2 protein-coding genes are annotated in these 1310 nt (G+C 55.0%); both read right to left on the bottom strand.

Annotation, left to right across the window (positions count from 1 at the left end):
- Positions 1–929: tRNA uracil 4-sulfurtransferase ThiI (thiI, locus tag EDM56_RS31000; protein ID WP_122921755.1), on the bottom strand; the 929-nt coding region annotated here is incomplete at its 3' end.
- 17 nt (positions 930–946) lie between these two features.
- Positions 947–1310 (bottom strand): aminotransferase class V-fold PLP-dependent enzyme (locus tag EDM56_RS30995; RefSeq protein WP_122921754.1); only part of this gene is annotated, 364 nt, incomplete at its 5' end.

The following is a 1310-nucleotide window of genomic DNA, read 5'->3' as shown; positions in this document are numbered from 1 at the left end:
ATATCGATCACATGGTTGATCGTGTTCATGCTCTCCAGCGTTTGCGAAGCGACTTGCCCGAGACTTTCACCTGTGGCCAGTGCAAGTGCACCTGCACGGGTCGCCACTTGCTCAGCGATGCGCATCATAAAGCGGCGCATAATCGTAATGGTGTAATCGTCGGGACAGTGCTGGCGAATCGCGGTCTGAATTTCTGTGAATGGCACAACATGCAGACGAACCGTGCCGCCCCAGCGGGTCAGCTTGTGCGCCAGATCGCGAACTTTTTCCAAAGCGCGTTCACTTGTGAACGGATAGCTGTGGAAGTGGATCGCTTCCAGTGTGACGCCGCGCTTCATCATCTTCCAGCCCGCCACCGGACTGTCGATTCCACCTGACAATAGCAGCATCAGCTTGCCGCTTGTGCCGACAGGCAGACCGCCGGATGCCGGGAACGTCTGGCAGCTCATGAGGGTGCCCTCCGTCCGGATTTCGACGCTGACGACCGTCTCCGGCTGGTGCAGGTCTACTTTAATCTCCGGTACATTGCGCAAAATGTGACCGCCAAGCATACGGCTCACTTCCATAGACTGCATTGGATAGCGCTTGTCCGTGCGGCGCGTCTCCAGACGGAATGTCCGTGGCGCAGGCGTGACGCTTTTGATCAGTTCCAATGCCGTTTCCTTTAGCGATTCTTCCGATGGCTCAATCACCTTTGCCGGACTCAACGAAATGATGCCGAAAACACGCTGCAGCCGCTCGATGATCTCAAACGCATCCTCACCGTTCAGCTCGACGTACATTCTCCCGTAGCTGCGTCTTACTTTCACTTTAAAAAACGAGCGCAAGATGTGCCTTACATTGCGCATGAGCGTTTCTTCAAACGTATCGCGGTTTTTACCTTTTAAGGCCAATTCGCCATAGCGAATCATCACTACATCATAATTCATCGTGGTCATCCAATCCTTTACGCTTTCATATAGGGGCTAATGCGGGCAAGACTCTCGCGCAGTCCGCTGAGGAACTGGTTGATATCCTCCATGCTGTTCTGGCCGCTCAGGCTGATGCGGAGCGAGGCGATGGCCTGCTCGCGCTTGATACCGGCCGCCAAAAGCACACGGCTTGGCTCCTGCGCTTTCGAGGAGCATGCGGATTTGGTCGAAACCATGATGCCGTGCTCTTCCAAAGCGTGCACCAACACTTCCGCCTTCATCCCTGGAAACGAAATATTCATGATGTGCGGCGCACTGCCGTTCTGCGGCGTATTGATCACGCACTCGGGGATCTCCGTGAGACCTGCACGCAGCACTTCTGCAAGCTTTTGCATATGG

It is taken from the genome of Brevibacillus fluminis, assembly GCF_003710825.1.
GTDB classification, from domain to species: domain Bacteria; phylum Bacillota; class Bacilli; order Brevibacillales; family Brevibacillaceae; genus Brevibacillus_D; species Brevibacillus_D fluminis.
This window is presented reverse-complemented; position numbering and strand designations above follow the sequence as displayed.